The following is a 25,212-nucleotide window of genomic DNA, read 5'->3' as shown; positions in this document are numbered from 1 at the left end:
TGTTAAAGCGTTTCGACAAAGTGCATGCCGCGAGCCAATAGTCCCTGGCGAAAATAAAAGCGTTGTGCCAGCGGCATATGCAAGCCGGTATCCAGCACAAAATTTTTGCAGTCCAGTCGTGCAGCTTGTTGGCGTGCTGATTGCAATAACAATTCACCTATGCCCGAGCGTTGCAATTGACCGGTCACCACCAGATCATCAACGTATACGAAACGGCCGTATATCGTGCTTTCCACTTCGCGGTAACCGGCGAGCCCGACGATGCTGTCATCACGCCATGCCGCCAGCAAGCGATAGCCTTGCGCATGCTGGCGTTTGATTTGTTCTACATAGGCGGTGCTATCCGTCAAATGTGGCCGCAGTTCCTGCATGACCGGAAACGATGCGGCCAGCTCGACATCCGTTTCAATATGCCTGATCTCTGTCTCGGCTTGCATATACTTCTCCAGAATTATTGTACCGCCTGCGACTTGCTCAACCATGCGGCAAAGCCGGTGGTGGCGATGCGTGCTTCACCTGTCGGTGTCAGCGATTGATCGTTGATTTGTGCGCCGTAATAGGAGGCTTGCGGATCGGCGACGACAACACGTTGGTCTCCGAGCGCATCCAGGTAGCGTTTCATCAATTCCGCGAGGCCAAGCTTTTCCGGGCCGGCGGCATCGAAGCTGCCATTGATCGGCTGTTCCAGCGCCGTATCCGTCACGATGGCTGCAATGTCATCGGATGAGATAGGTTGCACATGGGCCGGCGACAGGCGGATCTCGTTGCCGACTGTGCCGAATTGCGCGATGCCGGCGAGGAATTCAAAGAACTGGGTGGCGCGCACGATGGTGTAAGGCACACCGGATTGCTTGATCAGCTGCTCCTGTGCCATCTTGGCGCGGAAGTAGCCACTTTCCAGCATGCGGTCGGTGCCGACGACCGACAAGGCGATATGGTGCTTGACGCCTGCCGCCGCTTCCGCCGCCAACAGATTGCGACCGGAAGTTTCAAAGAAGTCGAGCACGGCCTGGTCTTCGAAGGACGGGGAGTTGCTCAGGTCGATTACAACTTGCGCCCCTTTGACCGCTTCGCTCAAGCCTGCACCGGTGATGGTGTTGATGCCATTGCTGGGCGAGCCGACCAGGACTTCATAGCCGAGCTGGCGCAAATTGGCGACGACTTTGGAGCCGATCAGGCCGCTGCCGCCGATTACCAGGATTTTCATATAAACCTTTGTATTCAGTTGTTAGCCAGTTGTTCTGACGATTAGCTTGGCATTTTGCGAAAAGCGATGGAGAAGCGATTCCAGCTATTGATGGATGTAATCAACAGTGTCAGTTCCACCAATTCCGCATCAGTAAAGTGTGGGCGGACGATTCCCCATACTGCATCCGGTACATGTGTTTGGGCAACCAGGGTCAGCGATTCAGTCCATTCGAGGGCGGCACGCTCCTTTTCACTAAAGAAAGGGGCTTCGCGCCATGCCGCCACGGTTGCCAGGCGGCGCTCGGTTTCACCGGCTTTACGGGCGTCGGTCGAGTGCATGTCGAGGCAGAATGCACAGCCGTTGATTTGTGAGGCACGCAGGCGTACCAGTTCCTTGAGCAGGATGTCCAGTGTGCCTTTGGCGATGTGGTTTTCCACACCCATCATGGCGCGGAGGGCATCTTTATCGGTAGCGAGGAAGTCGAGGCGGGTTTGCATGTGCAGCTCCTTGTTTGGGTAAGTCGGTTAAAAAATGGCGTTTCCTTGATGTGTAGTATGCGAATATCATGGCCGTGTTAGAAGGGCCAAGAAATGCAAAAAGGACTAGTCCATGAAAAAACCGAAACCCGTGCTGGACCTCAGCGTTGACCGCACGCTGGAACTACCCATGTACCTGCAGATTTGCCAGCGTTTCAAGATCGCAATAGAGCAGGGACACTTGCACGCCGGTGATCGCGTCCCGGCGGTACGGGCGCTGGCGACAGAGATGAACCTGGCGCGCGGCACGGTGGAAATGGCCTATCGCATCCTGACTGATGAAGGCTATTTGCAGGTGCGGGGCGCGGCCGGCACGATTGTTTCGCCTGCCTTGCCGCAACCTGCAGCGAGCAAGCCTTTGGCGCCTATCCCCGGGCAGACCGTGTCCGCCTTCCTTGATCATGACGGCAAGGCGCCGAAGCCATTGCAACTCGGTTTGCCGGCGCTGGACGCCTTTCCGCGCAAAGTGTGGAATCGCCTGGTCGGTCACAGATTGCGCGGCAGTGAGCCGGCGCGACTGGGGTATCCCGATCCGGCTGGTTACGCTCGTTTACGTGAACGGATTGCGACCTATTTGGGCGTATCGCGCGGCGTCGCATGCTTGCCGGAACAGGTTTTTATTACGACTGGTTTGCGCAATACGCTGGAGTTGACCTTAAGCAGCCTTTCTACCGCGGGTGATGAATTCTGGTTTGAAGATCCGGGTTACATCCTCGCGCGTCCCTTCCTGCAGAATGCCGCAGTGAAGGTAGTGCCGGTACCGGTCGATGGCAATGGCCTGATCGTCGAAGAAGGCAAGCGCCTCAGTCCGTATGCGAAGTTTGCGATGGTGACGCCGTCACACCAGAGTCCGCTGGGCGTGACGCTTTCATTGGAGCGCCGCATGGCTTTGCTCGAGTGGGCGAGTGAGGCAGGGAGCTGGATTATCGAAGATGATTACGATAGCGAATTCCGCTATCAGGGACGGCCGCTGCCCGCATTGAAGAGCCTGGACCGCAATGATCGTGTTATTTATAGCGGTACTTTCAGTAAGGTGATGTTCCCCGGGCTGCGACTGGCTTATGTGGTTGCACCCGTCAGCGTCGTGCCACGTTTCCAGTCGGTTTCTTATAACCTCAATGCCGGTTGCCCCTACCTGTTCCAGGCGAGTGTCGCCGATTTCATTGCAGAAGGTCATTTCTCCCGTCATTTGAAAAAAATGCGTTCCTTATACGCCGAGCGTCGCTTGGTGACGCAGCAGGTTTTCCAGGACGTATTGGGCGAGCGCCTGCGCATAGATCTGCGTCCAGGCGGTTTGCACATGTTAGCCAAGCTGGGCGAGCATGAGAACGATGTCTTGCTGGCGGACCGGGCGCGTGAAGCCGGTTTGGCGTTGCATCCCTTATCGCGCTGGTACGTCAATGCGAAGCCACAGCAGGGTTTGTTGCTGGGTTTTGCCAACGTGGTTGACGAGAAAGATGCCAGGCGCATTGCATTGAAGCTGAAGCAGGCGCTGGAGATCAAGTAGCACGAAGTACGAAGCCGGCTTGTAAAACAACAGCGCAGCAATAGGAATTGCAGAGGGCGAGGAGCTTGGGTTAATATGAGAATAGTTCTCATTAACATCAGTCCGTACTCAATTTCCCCATGTCTTCCCTCGAACCGGCTTTGCAGCAGCAAATGCATACGCTTTATAGCAACCACCATGGTTGGTTGCATGGCTGGTTACGCAAGAAGCTCGGTTGCGCATTCCAGGCAGAAGATTTGGCGCATGACACTTTCTTGCGCCTGATTGTAAGACCGCGGCAACTCGATAGTGCTTACGATCCGCGCGCTTACCTGACCAGGATCGCGCAAGGTTTGGTCGTCGATTTATGGCGTCACCAGGAAATCGAACGCGCGTGGCTGGCAACACTGGCAGCGCATCCTGAATCCGTCGTGCCGTCGGCCGAACATCAAGCCATCATTATCGAAACCCTGGTTGAAGTCGATCGCCTGCTCGCGCAATTGCCGGAAAAGCCGCGGCGCGCATTATTGCTGGCACACTTGCACGACATGACGTATGCCGAAATCGCCAAGGCTTTGGACGTATCGGAACGCATGGTCAAAAAATATATGGCGCAAGCAATGCTGCATTGCCTGCTCAATGGCGCAGCATTTAAAGAAGCGATGGTTTAAGTATGGCCATGAGCACCGCAGCGATGCCGGTATCCCCGTCATCCATTACGCAAGAATTTGAATTTGCCACACTGGAACAAGCCGCCGAGTGGTTTGCGGTACTGCGTTCCGGTGCGGTCAGTGACGCAGAGCGGGAACAGTGGCATGCCTGGCTGGACCTGCGGGCAGAGCACCGCCTGGCCTGGCAAAGGGTAGAAGCGATCAGCAATGGATTGGCACTGCCCAAAGCGGCACCGGAAGCCGCCACTGCGGCATTGAGCGCGGCCATATTGCAGCGTCGCCGTAGCTTGAAGATGCTGTCCCTGTTTGCCGTAACCGGCCTGGTCGGGTGGGGCATCAGCAGCAACAAAGCCGTGCAGACCGCCGTGGCCGATTTGAATGCGGATTACCGCAGTGCGGTGGGAGAAATACGCACTCTGACTTTAGCCGATGGCAGCGAGATCTGGCTCAATACCAATAGTTCGCTGGACCAGGATTATGACGCGCGGATTCGTCGTGTAACCCTGCGCAAGGGTGAGGTTTTGATTGCCACCCATCCTGATAGCCAGTCACCGGCGCGGCCCTTCATCGTCTATAGCGCCGAAGGAAGTTTGCGTGCATTGGGGACGCGCTTCAATGTGCGTCAGCTGGATGGTAAAACCCGGCTCAGCGTATTTGAGGGCCGGGTAGAAGTCGCGCCGGTGGATGCACCTGAAACACGCAAAATTATAGAGAGCGGCCAGCAAGTTGATTTCAATCGCAGCGCAGTGATGGCAGTGGTCGTTGCTGATCCGGCACAGCAAGCGTGGAGCCAGGGTTTGCTGGTGGCGGACAATATGCCCTTGGGCAATTTCATTGAAGAGCTGGCGCGTTACCGCTCCGGTTATCTTGCCTGCGATCCGGCAGTCGCCGATTTGCGCGTGGTCGGTGGTTTCCCGCTCAATCAGCCGGATCAGGCACTCGCGATGCTGGAAGCGTCTTTGCCGGTCAAGGTGCATCAAACCTTGCCGTGGTGGGTCACGGTGCGTGCCGGCGAATAAGCCATATTTAAATAATTTCAAAAAATCAGTTCCCCTTTTCTGATCTCGTACGGAAAGCAGAGTGTAGGCCTGCTGCCTGTCCTTACTTTTTCCGAAAGATCAGATAATGAAACATGATGTCCCTCGCCGCATTGCCGCGTCCCGCACCGAATTTAAAATGACGCCGGTGGCGCTGGCTATGCATGCCTTGTTTGCAGGCGTAATGATCCTGAGTGTGTTGCCGACCAGTTCATTTGCGGCCGAGCCGCCTGCAGCCAAAGTCGCGACGTATAACTTCAATGTCCCGGCCGGTCCGTTGAGCAGTGCGATTGCACGTTTCTCCGCACAGTCGGGGACTTATGTCTCTGTCAATGGCGCGCTGACCGATGGCAAGAATAGCCAGGGTGTGCAGGGTAATTTATCGGTACCCGAAGCAATTACGCGGCTGCTGGCCGGCAGCGGACTGGAAGCCTTGATGCAAACGAACGGCAGCTATGTACTACGCGTGGCACCGATTGCCGATTCGACGCTGCCGGCGGTGACAGTCACCAGCGATGTGGTCCTGCCCGGTGAGTTGCCGAAACCATTCGCCGGTGGACAAGTGGCGAAGGGGAGCCGCGTCGGCATCTTGGGGAATGTGGATATCTTCGATACGCCATTCAGCACGCAAAGTTATACCGAGGAATTTGTGCAGGACCAGCAATCACGCCGCGTTGCCGACATTATTTCAGTTGATCCTTCAGTACGCAGTGCGATGGCCGAGTATGGTGATAGCGAAACTTATCTCATTCGCGGCTTTCCGGTATTCGTGAACCAGGTTGGTGTGAATGGCTTGTATGGGATGACCGAGAGCCGACGCATTACGCCGGAGTTTTATGAGCGCATTGATGTACTGAAAGGACCTGCTGCGATGCTGAACGGCATCAGCCCGTTTGGTGTGGTCGGTGGCAATATCAACCTGACCAGCAAACGTGCAGACGACAAACCTTTGACACGTGTCACCGGCAGCTATATCTCGGACAGCCAGTTTGGCTTGCACCTGGACCTGGGGCGTCGCTTCGGGGAAGACAATGCCTGGGGCGTGCGGGTGAACGTGCTGAAGCGGGATGGTGATACGCCTATCGATCGGCAGGATGACCATATGAAAAACGGCGCGCTGGCGCTGGACTATCGTGGCGAAAAGCTGAAAGCCAGCCTGGATGTGGCAAATCAGGATCGCCTGACGAATGGCTACTCCGCGAACATCACTTACGATTCTGGTTTTGCTTTGCCCAAACCACCGCAGGTTGATAAAAACTATGTAGACAATTGGGAATACATTAAAACCAAGGCCAAGTACTGGATGGCGCATGCTGAATATGAATTCAGTCCAGCTGTCACGGCGTATGCCAACTACGGCAAATCCGAAGGCAATGAAGAGTATTACTATGCCGGCTCGCAAGGCCGCAAGTTCATCAATAGTGCCGGTGACTTCACTGCGCGTGCAGGTGGCTATCGTGGTTCATACGAAGTGGATACCTATGACGTCGGTTTGCGCGGAAAATTTATGCTGGGCGAGGTATCCAATAGCTATGCGCTTTCTTATAGTGACTTTAGCCGCAGGGCGTATGGGGCTACCGTAAATGCGACTGCCCAATATACCGGCAATGTTTATAACGTTCCCAATCGCTTGCCACCAGTCGTGAACTATGGGGTTATTCCACAGAATGGCGATTTGCAGTTAAGCAGCATCGGCCTGGTCAATACCTTCGGCTTCATGAACGACAATGTATTGTTGACCCTGGGCTTGCGCAAGCAAGACTTGTACAGCGGTATTTTTACCTCTGGCGTCAAAACCAGGGCGTATGACGAAAGCAAAGTCACACCTGCAGCTGCATTGCTGGTGAAGCTCGGTAACTATTCGCTGTATACCAATTACAGCGAAGGCCTGGCGCAAGGCGCAACTGCACCTGCAACTGTCACCGGCAACCCCAATGCGCTGTTGCCGCCGGCTGTCACCAAGCAGGTGGAAGGCGGTGTCAAGTACAACGCCGGAACATTTGGTGTTACCGCAGCAGTGTTCCAGATATCGCAACCGAATACCTTCACTAACTCGAGCGGTTTCTTCGTCGCAGATGGCGAGCAACGCAACCGTGGCCTGGAACTTTCGACTTTCGGCCAGCCCTTGCGTGGCGTTCGTTTGCTCGGCGGTATTACGTTGATCGATGCGGTGCAAACCAAAACGGCAAATGGCACCAATAACGGCAAAGACGCGATTGGTGTGCCCAAAGTAAACGTGGTGTTGAATGGTGAATACGATATTGAAGCGCTACAGGGTTTCACGCTCACCGGTCGCATCAATGCATTCAGCGGGGCACAGGCGAATGCAGCCAATACGCAAAGCATTCCCGGCTGGCAGACGCTGGATCTAGGTGCACGCTACGTCACGCAGCTGGCAGGCAAGGCAGTTACCTTTCGTGGCAATGTGATCAATGTGACTGATAAAAATTATTGGAACTCGGTTTCGCGCGGCTTCATTACCCTCGGTGCACCACGTACCTTATTGCTGTCAGCTTCGGTAGATTTCTGATTGTTGCGGGAAATTTGCAGTATGGATGGATACTTTTCTGCGCGGATCGCAGTGGTGGCGGATCTTTTCTGTAAGATGTGACTCTGGTCGGCTGGTGCCGGCCTTTTGTCGGATCAAGGAACGCCTGGTAATCATGAGCACCCGTATCGATACCTTTGTGGCACCACCCTGTGTAGATGAAATAGAAATCATCTACCAGGATGAAGCTATATTGCTGGTCAATAAGCCCAGCGGCTTGTTGACGCTGTCAGGCAAGAATCCACTCAACCTGGATTCGGTGCATCACCGGTTGGTACGGCAATTCCCGCAGGCATTGATGATACACAGGCTGGATCTTGGCACTTCGGGTTTGCTGGTGGTGGCCTTGAACAAGGCAGTGGCAGCGAATATCAATCGGCAGTTCCAGTTGCGTACCGTAGCTAAAACGTATCAGGCGGTATTGGCCGGACAGCTGGCTGCCGATCATGGCGAGATTACATTGCCGATTGCCAAAGACCCGCTCAGTTTTCCGAAGTTAAAGATCTGCCTTGCCAGCGGCAAGGCTGCCAGCAGTCATTACGAAGTACTGGACAGGCAGGCGGATGCAGATACCACGCGTGTGCTGTTCACGCCGCACACAGGACGTACGCATCAATTGCGTATCCACAGTGCCGGCATCGGGCATCCCATCCTTGGTTGCGACCTCTATGGCACAGCCGAGAGCGAGCAGGGGGCGGAGCGCTTGCTTTTGCATGCGACTACATTGGAATTCGACCATCCGCTCAGCGGTGCACGCTTCCATGGCGTCAGCGCCTGTCCGTTTTAAATCCGTTATTGCCAATCAGATCGCTGCGGTGATCGCCTTGCCGACATCCGTCGTATTGCCATTGCCACCGAGGTCAGGTGTGTTTGGTCCTTGCACCAGCACTGTTTCAATCGCCTGCATGACGGCATCATGCGCCGCCTTGTAATTTGCATCGCCATTACCAAGGAAGTCGAGCATCATCGCGCCTGACCAGATCATGCCGATAGGGTTGGCAATGTTTTTACCGAAGATATCGGGAGCCGAACCGTGTACCGGTTCGAACAGCGATGGAAATTTCCGTTCCGGATTCAGGTTGGCCGATGGCGCAATGCCGATGGTGCCGGTACAGGCCGGGCCGAGGTCGGACAGGATGTCGCCGAACAGATTGGATGCGACCACCACATCGAAGCGCTCCGGCGACAGTACGAAACGGGCGCACAGGATATCGATGTGATATTTGTCCCAATGCACATCCGCATACGATGGTGCCATCGCTTCGACACGACTGTCCCAGTACGGCATGCTGATTGAAATGCCATTTGATTTGGTGGCGGATGTCAGGTGTTTCTTTGGCCGGCTTTGTGCCAGTTCGAATGCATACTTCAGGATACGGTCAGTACCATGCCGCGAAAAAATCGCATTTTGTGAAACGAATTCATATTCCGTTCCTTCAAAACTCTTGCCGCCCACTGCCGAGTATTCGCCTTCGGTGTTTTCGCGCACCACGTAAAAATCAATATCGCCGGGTTTGCGGTTGGCGAGCGGACAGGATACGCCCGGCATCAGGCGCACCGGGCGCAGGTTGACGTACTGGTCGAAGTCGCGCCGGAACTTGATGAGGGAGCCCCACAGCGAAATGTGATCGGGAACCAGAGCAGGCATACCGGCCGCACCGAAGTAAATAGCCTCGAAACCTTCCAGCCGTTGACGCCAGTCATCCGGCATCATTTGTCCATGCTTGAGGTAGTACTCGCAGTTGGCCCATTCCATGGTCGTGAATTCGAGGGCGAGATTGAATTTGCGCGCAGCGGCCTCCAGCACGCGCAAACCTTCCGGCATTACTTCGTTGCCGATGCCGTCACCGGCGATGACTGCGATCTTATGAGTTTTCATGAAGCTTGCCTTTGCTTTTTATATTGATGGAAGGAATGCTCTTGGAAGTTTTTGGCTGTATCAAACCGGATAGTAAATTGATGTAGTGCCGCCATCTAGCGTGCGGTGGTTTGTCCGAAGTTGTCGAATTCAAATACCTTGTTTTGCTGGAATTGTCCTCGCAACCATCTTTCTGCTTCGGACGGGTTCCGGCGTTTTTGCCAGAGCAGATCTACACCGACCAGCCAGTCCGTAAATGGATAGGCTTCCAGTTGCAACTCCACCAGCTCACCTTGTTCCAGCTCCCGGTGGATCAATTGTCGCGGTAGTGTCGCCCAGCCCAGGCAGGCACGTACCATTTCGATCAGCGCCAGATAGCTTTCCGCTTGCCACACTTTCGTGGCCCTCAGGTATTCGGTGGTCGGGAGTTTGTTGGCATGCGCGCTGAAGGCGAGATGACGGTGTGTGTGCAGGTCGCTGAAGCTGACCTTTTCCATTTTTGCCAGAGGGTGGTCCGGATGCGTGATGTGCACCATGACGAGCCTGCCCAACTGTGTGAAGTTCAGTTCGCTAGGGTAGCCCGGTTGGGCAAAAGCAATGCCGAGTTCCGCCTCTCCCTTGATTACCAGTTCACTGACGTCGCCATACACCGGGTTGCGGATAGTCAGGTCGATAAATGGGAACCTGGATTCAAACGCACTGAGCACCGGCATGACCGTGTTGTACGGAATTTCGATTGCCAATGTGAGTTCAGCCGGATTGCTGTCACTCAGGCTGTCTGCATGCGCCTCCAGTGCGATACAGCGCTCCATGACCGCTTCCGCTTCAATCAGCAATTTTTGTCCGGCGGCCGTGAGCGTGGGTTTGCGCGTGGTGCGATCGAACAGGGACAGGTTCATATCTATTTCGATATTCGCAATGGCCGCACTCACGGTCGACTGTGTTTTGCCCAGTTTCCTCGCGGTAGCGGAGAAGGAACCGGTTTCTGCTACGAGTAAAAACGTCTCAAGCTGTTCTAAAGAAAATCGCATGGTCTCCCCTGATTTACTCATCGATCAAAGCGATAGTAACTGATTTTATTATCGATTCATTTCGATAGATGATGGCGTGCCCCCGGATATTGACAACAGATCACCGGGGCCGAGCTGCTAATTGTTCCCGCCAGAAGGAGCAAATAGCCAGGCGCTACCGGAATCGGCAATCGCTGCCGCCCGGGCGCCGTATCTATAAGAAAAAAGGAGATGCAAATGAACAAAGACAAGGACGTTCATGTTGTGGATGAGGTACTGCCGTTCGGTCAGCTGGGCACCTATGGTTTGCAACATGTACTGGTGATGTATTCAGCCTGCATCATCGTACCGTTGATACTAGGTGCTGCACTGCAGCTACCCAAAGACCAGTTAACCCTGATCATCAATGCCGACCTGTTCGCCGCAGGTTTGGCGACACTCGTGCAGTGCGTAGGGAATCGCTTCTTTGGTATACGACTGCCTATCATGATGGGCGTGACCTTCGCTTCGGTTACGCCGATGATCGCCATAGGCGTGAATCCGAACCTGGGCTTGCAGGGCGTGTACGGTGCCATCATCGTCTCCGGCCTGTTCGGTATTCTGTTCGCCCCGGTGATGGGGCGCTTGCTGCGTTTTTTTCCGCCGCTGGTGACCGGTACCGTGCTTTTGGTTATCGGTATCAGCCTGATGCGTGTCGGCATCGACTGGTCAGCCGGAGGCCAGCCGATGCTTGCCGATGGCAGTCCCAATCCGGATTATGGCAATCCGGTTTACCTGGTGATTTCCCTTTTACAGCTGATCCTGATCCTGGGCATCAATCGCTACGCAAAAGGATTCATTGCCAATATTGCGGTGCTGCTGGGAGTGCTGGTTGGCTTTTTCATTGCCTACTTTCGTGGCGATATCGTACTTGATGGCATACACGAGACGCCGTGGTTTTCGATGATTACGCCGTTCGCGTTTGGCATGCCGAAATTCGATGTCGTCGCGATAGTTTCCATGTGCCTGGTGATGCTGGTCACCATGGTCGAATCGACCGGGATGTTCCTCGCATTGGGCAAGATGGTAGATCGTCCGACCACGCGTGAAAGTTTGGTGCGCGGGCTGCGTTCGGATGGCCTGGGTGCGGTGCTCGGCGGCGTCTTCAATGCTTTTCCCTATACATCTTTCTCGCAAAACATCGGCCTGGTGACCATGACCGGTGTCAAGAGTCGCTATGTGTGCATGGTCGGGGCGTTGATCCTGATCGGCCTGGGACTTTTCCCCAAGATGGCCTACATCGTCGCTTCCACCCCGCAGTATGTACTTGGTGCCGCCGGCATGGTCATGTTCGGCATGGTCATGTTGATGGGCGTACGCATCCTGTCTACCGTCGATTTCGAACGTTCACGCTACAACCTTTTGATTGTCGCCACCAGTGTGGGCATAGGGATGATCCCCATGGTTGCGCCGCGTTACTTTCATCATTTGCCTGACTGGAGCCGGGTCTTTACCGAAAGCGGGATCGTCCTGAGTGTTTGCAGCGCACTCATACTCAACATTCTGTTCAACGGGCTCGGCAAGGCCGACGAGGCCGAAGTGGTAGCCGCCCGCACAGCGGCCCTGAGCGATAGCTGAATAAGTGAACAAGAAAAAATAACCAACAAAAGGATTGAATAAAATGACTAGTGAACTCATCAGGGCCGATCTCGTCCTCACCATGGACGCCCATAACACCGTGATCGAAGATGGCGCAGTATTGGTAAAGGACGGTGTGATTGCCGATGTCGGCCCTGCGTCGGAATTGCTGGCGCGCCATCCCCAGATTGCGGTGCGCCACTTTGCCGAGCGCTTGTTGATGCCGGGACTGGTCAATACCCACTGCCACTCCGGGATACTCCGGGGCACGGCAGAGGGCTTGCCGGTATGGGATTGGTTGCAGCAGTACATAGACCCCATGCATCGGGTACTGCTACCCGCCGAGGCACGCTTGTCTTCGATGCTTTGCTACAGCGAAGCACTGCTGTCCGGCACCACTACGGTAGTGGATATGTGGCGCTACATGCACGGTAGTGCAGAGGCCGCCGATGAGCTGGGCATACGCGCAGTGTTGGTGCCCTACGTCGCCGAACACCCTGACCATGATTACTTCGAGACGCTGGACAGCAACGAAGCCCTGATCGAGCGCTGGCATGGCGGGGCGCATGGCCGCATCAGTGTGTGGGTGGGGCTGGAGCATATGTTCTATGCCGTGCCGCAGGCCTACAAACGTATTGTGGATATCTGCAAAGCTAATCAAGTCGGCTTCCATACGCACAGTAACGAAAGTCGCTTTGACGTGGAAGAAACCCTCCGGCGTTATGGAATGCGCCCGGTACAGGCGTTGGAAAAATTCGGTTTGCTCGATGTCAGCAAGGTTCTTCTGGCCCATTGCGTGTGGGTTGACGATGACGAGATCGCGCTGATGGCAAGACGCAATATTGGTGTGGCACACAATCCGATCAGCAATATGAAACTGGCATCCGGTGCCGCTCCGGTCGAAAAATTATTAGCAGCAGGCGTCGCAGTTGGCCTGGGTACCGATGGTGAAAAAGAGAATAACAACCTGGATATGTTCGAGGAGATGAAGGTCTCCTCTCTGCTGGCCAAATTCGCCAACCTGAATGCAGCCGCACTGGATGCCTGGTCGATATGCCGCATGGCGACGATAGACGGCGCGCGTGCACTGGGCATGGAGCGGCAGATCGGCTCGCTGGAAGTCGGCAAGGCCGCCGACATGATCGCTGTACGCACCAACACGCCGCGGATGACACCTCTCATTACGCGTGGCTCGCTGGCCAATCTTCATCACAACCTGGTGCACGCAGTACAAGGTGGTGATGTGGACATGACCATGGTGGCAGGTCGCATTCTGGTCGAAAACGGGAAGCTTAAACATGCGGACCTGGGCGCGTTTATCACCGAAGTCAACGATGCTGCGCCCGATTTGTTTGCCCGCCGCAAGAGCTGGCTGGAGCAGGCCGGGGTTTCCGTCAATGAGCTTGATCGGGTCAGCCGCGTTTGAGGTCGAAAAATCTCCACACAACACTACCTGGATCAACTATTTTTAATCAGGGCTACATAATGAATAGTGGCAGCAGAACCGAAACCTTCAATCTGTCTACCCGCGATCTGGAACTATTGCGGCAATCGATTGCTTTATCTGAGGAGTCGAAGCAACGCGGCCGTCATCCGTTTGCGGCGCTGGTGGCAGATGAACATGGCAATGTCATTGTTACCGCCGGCAATAACTCGATGCCACCGGAAGGTGATCCGACCCAGCATGCCGAGCTGGTTGCTGCGGCACGCGCCGCGCAGAAGCTAAGTCCGGAGCAGCTTGCCAAAAGCACGCTTTACACCAGTGCCGAGCCGTGCTGCATGTGTTCCGGTGCGATCTACTGGACCGGTATCGGTCGCGTGGTTTACGCCTTGTCTGAACATGCTTTGCTGGGCCTGACCGGCGATCATCCGGAAAACCCGACTTTTTCACTGCCGTGTCGTGAAATATTCATACGCGGCCAGCGTCAGGTCGAAGTAGTGGGACCCTTGCTGGAGGACGAGGCTGCCAAGGCGCATGAGGGGTTCTGGAAATAAGGAAACACCGGTCTGGTTTTCCAGCTCAAGCTTACCGCTTGGCGTATTCCGCATACAAGTAGGCGGAATGCGCATATCACGGCTAATTCAAAACTCCTAAAGTTCCTCCATGCATAGCTCTTCTGTCTTTGCATGGAGTGAACCCAATATCTACCAGGAGTTTGAAATGTCCCAACAAGTAGCCCTTATTACCGGCGGTGCCACCGGCATCGGCAAAGCCACTGCATTGAAACTTGCCGCACATGGTATCCATGTCGTCATTAGCGGACGTCGCCTCGACGTCGGCCAGGCAGCCGTCAAAGAAATCGCCGCTGGCGCAAAGGCCGGTGCCAAAGTCCGTTTTATTCAAAACGATGTAGCGGATGAAACAGCCGTTAAAGCCATGATTCTGCAAATCGTCGCCGAGTTCGGCCGACTGGATATGGCGGTCAACAATGCAGGTATTTTCAATGAGAGTTGCACCATAGACCAGTCCGATACCAGGAATTTCCGTGCGGTGCTGGATACCAATGTTTTGGGCGTATATTTGTGCATGAAATACGAGGTCACGCAGATGCTCGCCCAAGGTAACGGTGCGATTGTGAATATCACTTCCATCGCTGGGCTCAATGGCATGCCATGGACTGGAACTTACGCAGCGACCAAACATGCAGTGGTGGGACTGACCAAGTCGTCCGCACTCGACCATGCGACGCAAGGCATACGCATCAACGGCGTAGCGCCCGGCGGTACAAGAACCGACATTATTGCCGGGCATCTGGACGGTAGCGACGAAAACTATAATGAGGAGAGTATCGCCGCCATGCATCCGATGAATCGTCTGGGTAAGCCGGAAGAGATTGCAGATGCGATTTACTGGCTGTTATCACCCGAGTCCAGCTATGTAACCGGTCACATCCTGAATGTCGACGGCGGCTTCCAAGCCAAGTAAATTGCAGAAAGAAGAGACTGGTATGGATCACCTCAAAATTTCCCCAACCCTTTGGGACGGTATGAAACGTGTTGGTCTCGCACGCAACGAGGTGATCGCTCGTGCGCAGTTGCCACTACGTACGTTGCAAGAAGATACGCCGGTATCGACCAAACAGTTCTTTGCCTTGTGGCATGCGATGGAGGAACTCAGTCCGGACCCCACCGTCGGTTTATGGATAGCGACAGAGCTGAGGGTGGGGCAGATGCCACCTTCCTTTATGGTTGCCTATCATGCGCGGGACTATCGCGATGCTTTGCAGCGAGTTGCCCGCTTCAAGCGTTTGTGCGCGCCGGAAGAAATCCTCTTTCAAGAGGGCAAGGATAGTGGTGAGATTCAGCTGCATTGGAACCATGCCAAGAGTACGGAATTACCACACTCCTTGGTTGATGCTTCGCTGGCTTCCTTGCTGGAACTGGGCAGGCATGGGACCGGAGGGCACATAAGGCCACTGGCTGTTTCGTTCTCACGCGAGCCGCAGGACGAACGGGTGTACGAGCGCTATTTTGAATGCGACGTACGATTCAACGCTGCGCACAATGGCATGACGATACGCAAGTCCGACCTTGAAATGCCCTTCCTCAACTACAACACTGAATTGCTGCAGATCCTGGACCAGGCCCTCACATCCAGGCTGGAACAACACGCCAGCAAAGCCTCGCTGAGCGAGCAAATCCAATGGATTTTGCGCCGGCGACTGACCGCCGGCCGTCCTGACATTCGTTCCGTCGCCAGTGAATTGGCGATGAGCGAGCGTTCCTTGCAGCGACGCTTGACGAGTGAGGGAGTCAGTTTCCAGGGCTTGCTCAGTCGTACCCGGCACCAGTTGGCATTGGAATACCTGTCCGATACGAATCTTTCTATCATCGAGGTGGCCTATATGTTGGGTTACGAAGATCAAAACTCATTTTTCCGCGCCTTCCGGCTATGGGAAACACGTACGCCTTCCGACTGGCGAACCGAAAACAGGGCCACGCAATGAAGTGATCGATTTTTGCCGTCAGCGGTCACGGTACTTTTTAAACCCAAAGGAATCATCCAGCTGTAGCCGCCTTGTCCTTTTTGCGTAGCGATATTATTTGCGCAGTCACACCGACTATCAGAATGACGAAGATGCCGCCGAGGGCGCCGAGCAGAATCGGTGACTGTGGATCGGTTACGAATGGATGTCCGTCCGGTACGCGGCGCAAGGTTTCGCTTACGGTAGGAACCATCAGCAAGAAAGCAGTAAGGCTAAGGCAAATCGTTTCGATGTAAATGGCGGCTTTGCCGATAGAAGTGACGCGTGCTATGCCATAACCGGTCAGCAAAAACAGGAGCGTCGCAAGCGCAATGCCATAGCTCACGGGCTGGTGTGCAACGAGGAAGACAGTGGTCGCGCCTATGAACATCGAAATAAAGTAGGCGATGCCCGCACCATTACGCGGTGTAATCCGGCCATAGCGTACAAACATATACAGGGCTAACGGTATGGCAGGCAGGCTGCCTAATGTGTGTAACCAGCCTAGCGGTGATATTCCAAACATGATGATTCCTTTCGTATGTTGAGCAAATGATGCAACTGTTTAAAAAACTAACTCACTTAAATAAACTCTCTACTAGTAGGTAGGGTAAGGGGTTAAAATTTAACCCGGCAAACTACTGCCGGGCTTCAGACTTCCAGTAAGCGCTGCAACAAAGCTTGGGTGATTACTCCGAAGACCTTCGCATCCTTGTAAGCACGCGCCGAGAGCATGGCGCCGTGTACGGCGGCCATGAAGCCTTCCGCTTCGTCCTTGGCTGGTTCTGCCAGCCGTATGCTGCCATTTGCCACGCCACGTTCCAGTACCAGGGTCAACCAATCCGAGAGGGTGCGGAAATGGGCACTTACTTCAAGCGCTACTTCTTCGGGGAGGGCCGGCAATTGGGTCGCGAGCAATGCGCATATGCAAAATGGGGCCGTGCCGTCGGTGATACAGGATTCCCAATACTGAATGTAGGCGCGCAACTGTTCAACCGGCTCCGGTACGTTACGCTCCAATTCCGCCATGCCCAGCTGAACTTCCCATCGGTAATTAACGATGAGTGTCCGCACCAGATTGGATTTGGTCGAGAAGTGGTGATGTATGGTCGCGTTGCGTACCCCAACTACCTTGGAAATATCGGCATAGCTAAAGCCGTTATAGCCCCCGGCAACGATCAGCGACCGGGCGCAACTAATGATTTCTTCGGATGTGTTGTTTGTTTTCATTTCAAGCACTCTACATACTAGTAGGTAAGCTGTCAAGCGAGGCGATACTTGGGATGTTATTGCCAGGTAGTGGCTGGTGTCTGCCGGTGGGTGAGGGAGTCGTGGCGGCTTGCTTTTGCTTGGGAGCGTGCAAGCCGTGTATGAAGCTACGCGCTATAAACGAGTGTGAATTTACAGGTGTGTATCTTGACTATGCTTTGGGGAACAAAACCGTCGGTTTAGGCTGGAATCCCTTGTACACCTCACGGTAGCAGTCACGGATGAACTGCATGTCTGTATCGCCGAGAGCTTGCAGATCATAACCAAAAGGTTTTTGTACCAGCTCAACGCCGTAGTCAGGGTTGCTGCCTGGGTACTGTGGGTCTGTAGCGAGTGCATTTATTTTATTGGTGAATTCTTGGGGCGTGATTTCCATGAAGGCTTTCGTTTGATTTGCTGGAAAGATGATTGCGACTGCAAAGGGAGGGAGTCTACATCATGATGATTCGATGTGCGTTGACTGGGATGATTCAGAATTCTTGGGATTGCTGAATTGAACTCACAAAGGAAGGATATTCGGCAGTATCCTATGTCTAAGTGCGTCAGACCAAAGAAAAGAGCCTAGTTTTTCGACCAGGCTCTTTACATTTTTCGGCTCCCCGAATCGCGCAAAACTCGGCAATGGATAGTCGCTCTTCTTCTATAAAGAAGGAGTTGCCGTGGTAGCGCTATTTCGGTCGAAGAGCATCAAGATGTTTTTTTAATCTCTCCTCGACCAAGCTCTTACCTCCGATAGTGTTATCGTAAAACAAAGTGCGGAATCCTGAGATATCAAAAGGCAGCTTTTCTCTCTTGCGATCGCTTAGCAATATCGTCGGCTTATTAATGGCGTGAGCAAACCCGACCTCGTAAAAAACGTTTGCATTTTCTGGTGTCACGTCAGCGATGATCAATGCGGCATTACGAATTGAGCGCGTAACGTCTTCCAGAATTTGTCCCCCAGTGTAGAAGTCATCCCCTCGAATGACTTTGTACCCGTAGGATTCGCATACGGGACGAATTACGTCCCTATACAGGATATCGAATTCTTCGGTGAACTGCATGATGGCAAAACAAGTTGGCGCTTCGACATCAACAACTACATTGCGAATTGAAGACTCGCTGCTGCCCTGCAAAAGCACTCCAAGCTGAGCTCTCCGCAAGGTGACTGTTGTATCAACGACTTTGACGTTTTCACAGAACAACTCGACATTAGAGCCGCGCGCAGTCAATTTCATTTTAATCCACTTTCCCGTCGGCAGCGTGGATCCCTGTCCGGTGCCTCCAAGCGCCTCCCATTTTCCGTTTTTAAAAAGCGCAAAGCCATATGGTGTACCGAGAACGTTTAGACCCGTTGCCAACTCTGTTGAGTTAGTAGCACCGTTTATAGACGCATCATTAACGTCTGGTTCGACGGATAACAGGAGTTGTGCGCGGGCGTCCGCTCCTCCTACGTTGGCTTCCCAAGTTATCGTTCCTTGGTCAAACTCAATGTTGGATTTGACCACAGCATGAGGGGGTGAAGGGCTTTGATCTATTACTAGCGACGCTGTCGTAGAATCGATCTGTTCAGAATCCGGGACTAAAGTTATGGTCCCATCCTGAATGAGCACTTGTCCGTAAACAGCGATCCAAGTCTGTTTGTTGATAATGTTCTCCTTCATGAAGAGATGGCCGATCTTGTCGGACCTTTAATTGGTCTGCGGAATGAATACCCGTTGAAGCAACGCGGGGGACTATAAGTACATAAACCCAAAACATACCTCTTACTTGCAGGAAATACAATTAAAAGGTATTCGCAGTGTTGGGAGGGGCTTTAATTAGCTGCTCTCGGTTAATTAAAGCAGGTCATTCCAATGGAAAAGCTGCATGGAATACTTTTGCAGGTATTGGCTGATGGTGGCAATAGTCCGGAGCGCCTAAAGGTGGTGTTCAAAACGATGAAGGCAAAGACCAACAATGCTCATGTCGAACAAAATTTGTTGCTCTTTGTGTTGACGGACGTTCGCGGAATTGGGGTGGTAGTACGGCGTTTTAATAACGCAATTGTGAAATGACTCTTACTGATGGATGGACGCTGCTTGAAGATGCGCAAAGAATTAAAGTAAGCGCGAATCGATCCTGATCAAAATGGCGAATGCCTGTCGCAATAGTGAAATGCACTGACTAAATCAATGCGGAGCAGGTTAATGTGTTTGGAGTAGTGATGTGAACAAACTGCTTAGTCATGAAAACGGATTTTCGAAACAATGCCTGCGCTCGTTGACAAATGAAATTCGCGTAGCGAGAAAAGAGGGGGGGGATGACCAGAAGTGAAGAAGTGCTATTGAGCTTGCTATTGAACTAAATAGTACAAAAGAAAAGGGCCTAGTTTTTCAACTAGGCCCTTCAGATTCTGTGGCTCTCTGAACATTCCTTACTACGAACCAGATCGCCTGTCAGTCTGGTTGTCTTATTACCTAATCGTCTCTCTGCGCGACTGGTAGCTTGATCAAAACACGCCATTTTGTCAGTGCAAATAATGGTTCGAGTACTATTTTCTGATGTCCATTGTCGACCAAAATGGCTCTAGAGTTTGATTTTCCCTCTTAGAGGGCATCATCCTGTAAATTTAGCCCAGACTTCCGTGACTTAGCTGGTGCCGGTACATAATCCTCAGTTTTGAGCGAATCAGGATCAAGCATTAAATAGTTGGCCATCTCGTATTCTAGAAGAGGTCGGCCCATTAGCGATCGACCATTGCTTTCTTTGTTAGGCCAATACACTGCATATGGCATCGAATTTAAATGCTTGTAAACTTTGACGACTTGCGGAGCCCCCCCGATGTGATGGCGCTTTGGGTCCCGGCAAAAATCCCTTAAAACCTCAAAAGGCTCCATATTGAAGCCGTTTTTTTTGGGAATTTCTCTCTCACGGGCGAGGTTCAGAATTTGGCGTTGTGCATCCCCTACATCATCACCGATGATTGCGATACGATTCCCGTGCAGCATTGAAGGGCGTTTGAATTCAAATTGCTTGTGCGCTGCGTTGTAGTAGAGAATCCAGATCTTGAATTCTGCCTTTGCCCACGAATAACCAGCGAGTATGAACAAAGCATCAGGAATATCCTTCTCTTTTTTTCCTTTGGGTAAGTCGTGAATCAATGACTCCATATTTCTAACAACGCGTAGAAGGTGACCTTTCAAATCACACAGATCAAGCGCTCTAGAATCTGCCTTCGGATACATTGTAATTGCGTTACGTATCTGCTCCATGATGGGATAAGCATACATCGTGTTCCCCGCGAAACAAATAGCGCAGTCACCACGCGATAGAGGGAAAATTTTCGGTGAGCAGTCCCATGCACACCCGAAGCGAAGCCGACTATCGGTGGCGATAACAAGCTCTTCAACGGTGTTAACTTTTCGAATCCAAGCAAGAGAAAGAGTCATTATTTTATGTACCTACTTGTTATAAATCGCAATCTGCCAATTTAGCATGGACTCTTGCTGGTTTACATTCCACACCAATGTACGTGGAAAAGTAATGTTTGGTGAACGTATTCTTTCGACTTTTTATGACGTTCTTCCCGACCGAACTTATGACAGCTCCGCCCTAGATCTCTTTTAATTTTAGGTTCAAGGATTTATTCATTTCCCTATTGTTGATCGCAACAACTCTCTCTGGTTGGGGAATTGCTTCAGGGATTTGCATACGGGTAGAAGTTGGCAAAGCGGATCCACTTTAGCTTCATGCGCACCTAGCGAGACTTGAGTAACAATGAAGTCGAACTGAAGTTTTTGCAAATGATCGTGATGCTGATCGGACAAACGTTCTGATTTCGGTGGTTGTTCGAGGCACTGGTCAATTACTTTCATCCCTCTCTTCCAAAGTACTGATGCTGGAGCACTGAGATCAGTCTGATCGTACTTGATAGCAAACGCCAAAATTTCGGCAGTCATCTCGGTGGACCGTCCCCCAAAGTGGCATTGATGCATGTCATTGTCTGGCCTTGACGAGTTTTCGTTCACCTGCGCAAAAGCTAGCCGTACAAGGTTATTTCGTATAGGGAACGGCAAAGTAGAATCCGCTGCCAATTTACTGATAACAAATGTAGATCGCTTAAGCGATGGTTCTTTCGCTGCTTCAAGCAATGCCTGATTCGCTATATCCACATATTCAGGGGAATTGGCACCAAGCGATTGTTTGACCATTATCGCAAGCAAAACTAGGTCGCTTGCTTGATCGGCGTAAATGCGAGTATTGCTAGGAAAACCGAAAAGGGCTTTTCGCGCCTCTATGCGTTGTCTGAGCGATGCTTCCGTTACATCTTTGGCCGTCGACTCGGAGACGTTATCAAAATTGTTCTTAACGGCCGTCCAAGACCCAGGCGTAAGTGCACGTTTAAAGCAGGCGTCAGCCTGACTTATATCTGAGGCCGAAGCCGCTATTTCGGGAATGCCTTGTGACGCACGATTAATGAGATCAAGTGTGAAACACGATTGGAAAGAGCCATCAAGGTAAGCGTACTTTCTTGAAAGCCTGATGGCTTTTGCAAATCGGGGTGCTGCATCGGGAAAAACGTATGGTGATGCCATCGTGTCCAGGTGCATGACGCGAAGCATAAGCCCCATTGTTTCAGCGATAATTGTATTCCGGCCAGAACTGATTAAAGGCTCAAGGACGTTATAGGCTTCTCGATACAATTCCCCAGCTGAAGCCGGATCGCCACCAGTCCAAAATGCTTGCATCCCTAAATCCGACAGAAACGTCCCGCGTAATGCACGTTTTTTAACTACATCCACGCCCGCAATATCGAGTGCCTCGGCATCTGTCCATTCGCTCCTCAATGCCGTCCCGATGCCTAAAGCTGTTGGGGAATTTTGATGTAAGGCTTCATAGAAGATCGCACGTTCCGTGATCAGGCTGTTCTTGTTATTGGTTTGCTGCTGCATCTTGTTCACACAAGAGGTCAGTAAGTCAGGCCACCGCGATTGATCGACTGTTGGTACGCTTTTGATTAGATCGAATAGCACGCATGTAGGTTCTGCCCATCCTGAGTAGTTTTTGGACTGTTTAATTGCGCGATAAGCCTTATCCATATCGTCGTAAGTTGACGCTCGATCTCGTAGCTCCAAATGAATCCTTGCTGAAACGAGGTGCAGATTAGCTATCTCGGCTGGCGTTCCTGAAGCCAAGCAGGATGCTGTGCCACCCTGTTCATCTGAGAGAAGTCTTTCCGCTTCCCATAGTTTTCCGATGTTCATCAGGGAGTGGCCTTTGCTGAACAGATATGTGCAATTGTTAGGCTCTAAATCCAAAGCGGTACTAAATGATTTGTCAGCACGGTCAAATCGTTCGTTGTAACTGTAAATCTGGGCTTCGATGTACTTCGCTAGTGCCAGTTTCCGAGCAGCGTGGTTTTTATTGGCTGTAAAGCGTTCCAGCTCTTTAAGAGCATTTTTGTAATCGCCCTTACTGACAAAGTGATTGGCCCTGATGAACGAGGGATCTTTCTCATTCTTCGTCGCGGCACCAATTTTCTCAGCAGGACTGATGTAATAGTTGGTTACTTGGGTGAGGTATTCAATGCCGACCTTAGAACCAGGTGCTGCATTTATAGCGGGACTATTAGCGCCCGATGATGTTGCCAGGTTCTGAGCCCAGGTTGAGGTGGTAAGGGAGCATAGACACAGGTAAATGAGCAGAGTCCGCATGCTATTTTTCCGGAGGCGAGGAGTAATTTAAATTTATCGTGCTGCCTTCTGCCTGGTTGATGGCAGGGGAATTAGTGCCAGTGCTATGCGCTTCGTTGGTGATCGTTATGGGTTTGATGGATTCGGATGGAGTTTTGACTGCTCCATAAATGGTGGCAAGGCTCGCTGCGCCGCCCAACACTGCCAAGATTACTTTGGTTCGATTTTTCATTTATTGATCTCCCTGTTTAGCGCACATTATAGAGAATCATAAACAGAGGTCGCACATATCCCAAAAGCGAAAAAAGCACTAGAAGATCCAGTGCAGCCTTGGGCACACACATCGGCTGGCATTAGCCGATGTAATTGGAACCGAGCATACTGAGTTGCAATGGCACTTTTTTAGTCGTATCAACTGTGACAAATGAGGAATTAATTCTTCTATTAGTTCTTGTTATACATTTACTGGTCCTCTGTTTCTTAATATTCGATAGAGATTTGGTCACCTGGAGTTATGCATGGCCCGTTCCCAGTGTTTATTACCAACTAGGGCGAAAGAAGTGTAAAGCTTTTCCTCGCGGCATTCCGACAAAAATCTATGCTGGTGATTTCGATCACAACATGGAATTTGAAGGTGACAAGGGTATTAGATATGTTGATCTTGAAATACCCACTAGGAAAGAAGACCAAAGGGAGAGAGCCTTTAAGTTAGTTCGTATTGATTTTGATGCGGGGGAAGGGGTGATTGAGCATTACAGCTTAATCAATTCTGAAACGCGAGAGACAATGAATTATCTCGTGTTGTCACTGTCAGAAAAGTTAAGAGATAAGAGAAATGGTTCATAGTACAAAGAAAAAGGGGTTATCGAATTTATCGATAACCCCTTGATTTCCTACTACTAATTCTGTGGCTCCCCGACCTGGACTCGAACCAGGGACCTGCGGATTAACAGTCCGTCGCTCTACCGACTGAGCTATCAGGGAACAGAAGCGAGATTATGTATCAAGAACTCTCACTTGTCAAAGCTTTCGCGATAAATTTCTTTGTTTTTTGCAAAAATATTTATCGCGCTTTTACTACTACGTATTAAATGACTTTCGCGATTGCGCCAACGACGTAATCGATGTTGCGTGTGTTCAAAGCTGCGACGCAGATACGGCCGGTGTCGATAGCGTAGATCGAGTATTCATCACGCAGGCGATTGACTTGTTCTTTGGTCAGGCCGGAGTACGAGAACATGCCGCGTTGTTGAATAACGAAGTCGAAGTTGTGCGCTGGTGCTTGCTCTTTCAACTTCTGTACGAATGCTTGACGCATGTCACGGATACGTACGCGCATGTCAGCCAGCTCTTGTTCCCACAATGCGCGCAGTTCAGGTGTTGCCAGTGCGGTTGCAACGACTTGGCCGCCGTGGATAGGTGGGTTCGAATAGTTGGTGCGGATAACGCGTTTCAATTGCGACAGGACGCGTGCTGCTTCTTCTGCGCTGACTGCAACGATGCTCAATGCGCCTACGCGTTCGCCGTACAGCGAGAACGATTTGGAGAAGGAGTTCGAAACGAATACCGGGCCGCCGGCTTCTGCGAATTGACGAACCACTTTGCCGTCGGATTCGATGCCGTCGCCAAAGCCCTGGTAAGCCATGTCGAGGAATGGAATCAGGCCGCGTTTCAATACGACTTCAATGACTTGCGCCCATTGCGCGTCGGTCAGGTCTGCGCCGGTCGGATTGTGGCAGCAAGCGTGCAGCAGAACGATGGAGCCGCTTGGGATCGAATTCAGGGTATCCAGCATGCCGCTGAAGTTCACGCCGCGGGTTGCTGCGTCGTAGTATGGGTAGTTGTTAACGACGAAACCAGCCGATTCAAACAGCGCGCGGTGGTTTTCCCAGCTTGGATCGCTGATCCAGACTTGGGCGTTTGGTGCGAAGCGTTTCAGGAAGTCAGCGCCCAGTTTCAATGCGCCGGTGCCGCCGATTGCCTGCGCGGTCACTGCACGTTTTTCCTTGACTACTGCGCTATCGGCACCAAATACGAGTTCTTGTACTGCTTTATCGTAAGCAGCCAGGCCGTCGATAGGCAGGTAGCCGCGTGGCGACAGTTTTTCTGCCAGCAGTACTTCGGCTTTACGTACGCATTCCAACAGTGGCAACTTACCGTTGTCGTCGTTGTAGACGCCGACACCAAGATTGATTTTGTTTGGATTCTTGTCTGCATTGAATGCTTCGGTAATACCAAGAATCGGGTCACGGGGCGCCATTTCGATGGCGTTGAGGAGCGAAGCAGGAAGAGGTGCGTTCATCGTGATAACATCAAAAGTTAGCTGCAAACGGTGGTGTTGCAGACGGGTTGTATGAAGCGCAAGGCCAAAA

The 25,212-nt window shown here is 52.2% G+C and carries 25 protein-coding genes and 1 tRNA gene; 12 read left to right on the top strand and 14 right to left on the bottom strand.

Annotated elements, in window-relative coordinates:
• Positions 1-2: 2 nt before the first annotated feature.
• The 3 genes from ACFQPC_RS07930 to ACFQPC_RS07920 are packed head-to-tail and all read right to left on the bottom strand — an operon-like array spanning position 3 to position 1,686.
• Complete coding sequence (locus ACFQPC_RS07930; RefSeq protein ID WP_382271342.1) at positions 3-437, bottom strand: GNAT family N-acetyltransferase; 435 nt, start codon at positions 435-437, stop codon at positions 3-5.
• Between the two features lie 14 nt (positions 438-451).
• A complete protein-coding gene (locus ACFQPC_RS07925) occupies positions 452-1,207 on the bottom strand; it encodes an SDR family oxidoreductase (RefSeq protein WP_382271340.1) in 756 nt (251 codons plus the stop codon).
• Positions 1,208-1,248: 41 nt separating this feature from the next.
• Entirely contained in the window at positions 1,249-1,686 is a 438-nt protein-coding gene (locus ACFQPC_RS07920) for a carboxymuconolactone decarboxylase family protein (RefSeq protein WP_382271338.1), read from the bottom strand.
• Positions 1,687-1,798: 112 nt separating this feature from the next.
• Here ACFQPC_RS07920 and pdxR point away from each other — a divergent pair, with 112 nt between their 5' ends.
• The 5 genes from pdxR to ACFQPC_RS07895 all read left to right on the top strand — a co-directional run bounded on the left by pdxR (position 1,799) and on the right by ACFQPC_RS07895 (position 8,254).
• The gene (gene pdxR, locus ACFQPC_RS07915; RefSeq protein ID WP_382271336.1) at positions 1,799-3,232 is read left to right on the top strand and encodes a MocR-like pyridoxine biosynthesis transcription factor PdxR; all 1,434 of its coding nucleotides are present in this window, start codon (positions 1,799-1,801) and stop codon (positions 3,230-3,232) included.
• Positions 3,233-3,351: 119 nt separating this feature from the next.
• On the top strand, positions 3,352-3,882 hold the full coding sequence (locus ACFQPC_RS07910) for a sigma-70 family RNA polymerase sigma factor (RefSeq protein WP_382271334.1): 531 nt from the start codon (positions 3,352-3,354) through the stop codon (positions 3,880-3,882).
• A 2-nt stretch (positions 3,883-3,884) separates the two neighbouring features.
• On the top strand, positions 3,885-4,901 hold the full coding sequence (locus ACFQPC_RS07905; RefSeq protein WP_382271332.1) for a FecR domain-containing protein: 1,017 nt from the start codon (positions 3,885-3,887) through the stop codon (positions 4,899-4,901).
• A 106-nt stretch (positions 4,902-5,007) separates the two neighbouring features.
• On the top strand, positions 5,008-7,449 hold the full coding sequence (locus tag ACFQPC_RS07900) for a TonB-dependent siderophore receptor (protein WP_382271330.1): 2,442 nt from the start codon (positions 5,008-5,010) through the stop codon (positions 7,447-7,449).
• A gap of 133 nt (positions 7,450-7,582) precedes the next feature.
• Entirely contained in the window at positions 7,583-8,254 is a 672-nt protein-coding gene (locus ACFQPC_RS07895) for an RluA family pseudouridine synthase (RefSeq protein ID WP_382271328.1), read from the top strand.
• A 15-nt stretch (positions 8,255-8,269) separates the two neighbouring features.
• Here the strand turns inward: ACFQPC_RS07895 and ACFQPC_RS07890 are convergent, their stop codons facing one another.
• Both ACFQPC_RS07890 and ACFQPC_RS07885 read right to left on the bottom strand, forming a co-directional pair.
• Positions 8,270-9,346, bottom strand: coding sequence for a tartrate dehydrogenase (locus tag ACFQPC_RS07890; protein ID WP_382271326.1), 1,077 nt, complete (start codon positions 9,344-9,346; stop codon positions 8,270-8,272).
• A 95-nt stretch (positions 9,347-9,441) separates the two neighbouring features.
• The gene (locus tag ACFQPC_RS07885; RefSeq protein ID WP_382271324.1) at positions 9,442-10,356 is read right to left on the bottom strand and encodes a LysR family transcriptional regulator; all 915 of its coding nucleotides are present in this window, start codon (positions 10,354-10,356) and stop codon (positions 9,442-9,444) included.
• A 216-nt stretch (positions 10,357-10,572) separates the two neighbouring features.
• Here ACFQPC_RS07885 and ACFQPC_RS07880 point away from each other — a divergent pair, with 216 nt between their 5' ends.
• From ACFQPC_RS07880 to ACFQPC_RS07860, 5 genes are all read left to right on the top strand, one after another.
• Positions 10,573-11,952: a nucleobase:cation symporter-2 family protein gene (locus ACFQPC_RS07880; protein WP_382271322.1), complete on the top strand. Its 1,380-nt coding sequence runs from the start codon at positions 10,573-10,575 to the stop codon at positions 11,950-11,952.
• Between the two features lie 43 nt (positions 11,953-11,995).
• Positions 11,996-13,378: an amidohydrolase family protein gene (locus ACFQPC_RS07875; RefSeq protein WP_382271320.1), complete on the top strand. Its 1,383-nt coding sequence runs from the start codon at positions 11,996-11,998 to the stop codon at positions 13,376-13,378.
• Positions 13,379-13,437: 59 nt separating this feature from the next.
• Positions 13,438-13,947 carry a nucleoside deaminase gene (locus ACFQPC_RS07870; RefSeq protein ID WP_382271318.1) on the top strand — a complete coding sequence of 170 codons (510 nt, stop codon included), beginning with the start codon at positions 13,438-13,440 and terminating at the stop codon, positions 13,945-13,947.
• A gap of 166 nt (positions 13,948-14,113) precedes the next feature.
• Entirely contained in the window at positions 14,114-14,878 is a 765-nt protein-coding gene (locus ACFQPC_RS07865; protein WP_382271316.1) for an SDR family NAD(P)-dependent oxidoreductase, read from the top strand.
• Between the two features lie 61 nt (positions 14,879-14,939).
• Positions 14,940-15,899: an AraC family transcriptional regulator gene (locus ACFQPC_RS07860; protein ID WP_382271314.1), complete on the top strand. Its 960-nt coding sequence runs from the start codon at positions 14,940-14,942 to the stop codon at positions 15,897-15,899.
• Positions 15,900-15,951: 52 nt separating this feature from the next.
• Here ACFQPC_RS07860 and ACFQPC_RS07855 read toward each other — a convergent pair whose 3' ends face one another.
• The 4 genes from ACFQPC_RS07855 to ACFQPC_RS07840 all read right to left on the bottom strand — a co-directional run bounded on the left by ACFQPC_RS07855 (position 15,952) and on the right by ACFQPC_RS07840 (position 18,829).
• Complete coding sequence (locus tag ACFQPC_RS07855) at positions 15,952-16,443, bottom strand: hypothetical protein (RefSeq protein ID WP_382271312.1); 492 nt, start codon at positions 16,441-16,443, stop codon at positions 15,952-15,954.
• A gap of 125 nt (positions 16,444-16,568) precedes the next feature.
• Positions 16,569-17,147 carry a TetR/AcrR family transcriptional regulator gene (locus ACFQPC_RS07850; protein ID WP_382271310.1) on the bottom strand — a complete coding sequence of 193 codons (579 nt, stop codon included), beginning with the start codon at positions 17,145-17,147 and terminating at the stop codon, positions 16,569-16,571.
• 190 nt (positions 17,148-17,337) lie between these two features.
• Complete coding sequence (locus ACFQPC_RS07845) at positions 17,338-17,562, bottom strand: hypothetical protein (protein ID WP_382271308.1); 225 nt, start codon at positions 17,560-17,562, stop codon at positions 17,338-17,340.
• 292 nt (positions 17,563-17,854) lie between these two features.
• Positions 17,855-18,829, bottom strand: a complete 975-nt coding sequence (locus ACFQPC_RS07840; RefSeq protein WP_382271306.1) for a hypothetical protein — start codon at positions 18,827-18,829, stop codon at positions 17,855-17,857.
• Between the two features lie 192 nt (positions 18,830-19,021).
• Between ACFQPC_RS07840 and ACFQPC_RS07835 the strand changes: the two genes are divergently transcribed.
• The gene (locus ACFQPC_RS07835; protein ID WP_382271304.1) at positions 19,022-19,222 is read left to right on the top strand and encodes a hypothetical protein; all 201 of its coding nucleotides are present in this window, start codon (positions 19,022-19,024) and stop codon (positions 19,220-19,222) included.
• Between the two features lie 531 nt (positions 19,223-19,753).
• Here the strand turns inward: ACFQPC_RS07835 and ACFQPC_RS07830 are convergent.
• From ACFQPC_RS07830 to ACFQPC_RS07820, 3 genes are all read right to left on the bottom strand, one after another.
• Positions 19,754-20,596, bottom strand: a complete 843-nt coding sequence (locus ACFQPC_RS07830) for a hypothetical protein (protein WP_382271303.1) — start codon at positions 20,594-20,596, stop codon at positions 19,754-19,756.
• Between the two features lie 198 nt (positions 20,597-20,794).
• Complete coding sequence (locus ACFQPC_RS07825) at positions 20,795-22,861, bottom strand: tetratricopeptide repeat protein (protein ID WP_382271301.1); 2,067 nt, start codon at positions 22,859-22,861, stop codon at positions 20,795-20,797.
• Between the two features lies 1 nt (position 22,862).
• Positions 22,863-23,072, bottom strand: a complete 210-nt coding sequence (locus tag ACFQPC_RS07820; protein WP_382271300.1) for a hypothetical protein — start codon at positions 23,070-23,072, stop codon at positions 22,863-22,865.
• A 389-nt stretch (positions 23,073-23,461) separates the two neighbouring features.
• On the opposite strand from ACFQPC_RS07820, the gene ACFQPC_RS07815 reads away from it, so the two are divergent.
• Positions 23,462-23,686 carry a hypothetical protein gene (locus ACFQPC_RS07815; RefSeq protein ID WP_382271298.1) on the top strand — a complete coding sequence of 75 codons (225 nt, stop codon included), beginning with the start codon at positions 23,462-23,464 and terminating at the stop codon, positions 23,684-23,686.
• Positions 23,687-23,748: 62 nt separating this feature from the next.
• On the opposite strand, the gene ACFQPC_RS07810 is transcribed toward ACFQPC_RS07815, so the two are convergent.
• Both ACFQPC_RS07810 and ACFQPC_RS07805 read right to left on the bottom strand, forming a co-directional pair.
• Positions 23,749-23,824 (bottom strand) — tRNA-Asn (locus ACFQPC_RS07810).
• A 103-nt stretch (positions 23,825-23,927) separates the two neighbouring features.
• Positions 23,928-25,142 (bottom strand): amino acid aminotransferase, encoded by a 1,215-nt coding sequence (locus ACFQPC_RS07805; protein WP_175626511.1) that lies wholly within the window; start codon positions 25,140-25,142, stop codon positions 23,928-23,930.
• Positions 25,143-25,212: the final 70 nt, after the last annotated feature.

The organism is Herminiimonas glaciei, from assembly GCF_042664955.1.
Lineage (GTDB): Bacteria > Pseudomonadota > Gammaproteobacteria > Burkholderiales > Burkholderiaceae_D > Oxalicibacterium > Oxalicibacterium glaciei.
This window is presented reverse-complemented; position numbering and strand designations above follow the sequence as displayed.